The 561-nt window shown below is 47.2% G+C and carries 1 protein-coding gene; it reads left to right on the top strand.

The window, feature by feature from the left end; all coding sequences use genetic code 11:
* Positions 1 to 561, top strand: a 561-nt coding sequence (locus V5290_RS17370) for an Ig-like domain-containing protein (protein ID WP_333388792.1), incomplete at both ends; no start/stop codon positions are given.

Below are 561 nucleotides of genomic sequence, written 5' to 3'. Positions count from 1 at the left end.
GTCAATGGTGTTGATTACAACGCAGTGAATAACGGCGATAACACCTGGAGTTTAGCAGCGGATACGATTGCCGAATTAGCCGAAGGCGACGTTGTGATCAGTGTGTCTGCGAGCGATGAAGCGGGCCATACGGATAGCGCAACCACGACGATTGAAGTGGATACTACCGCTCCAATAATTAGCGTCGACTCTCTCACTACCACTGATAATACGCCAATGTTAACGGGTAATGTTGATGATACTACTGCTGTAGTTATCGTGACAGTCAATGACATCGAGTACGAAGCAACTAACAATGCGAATGGGTCGTGGACTTTAGCGGATAATACACTCCCTGCATTGGATGATGGTGAAACCGTTATTACAGTGACCGCTTCAGATGCGGCGGGTAATAGCGCAACCAATACTGGCACCGTTGAAGTCGATACCGTAGGTATTAACGTCAGTATTGATGCGTTAGTGACCAATGATACGTCACCAGCGCTAAGCGGTAGCATTGATGATGACACAGCCACTGTGATTGTCACGGTCAATGGTGTTGATTACAACGCAGTGAATAAC

Origin of the sequence: Psychromonas arctica, from assembly GCF_036697365.1 — a bacterium.
In the GTDB taxonomy this organism is placed as follows: Bacteria; Pseudomonadota; Gammaproteobacteria; order Enterobacterales; family Psychromonadaceae; genus Psychromonas; species Psychromonas arctica_A.
The sequence above is the reverse complement of the archived record's forward strand: the minus strand, read 5'-3'. Positions and strand labels throughout refer to the sequence as shown.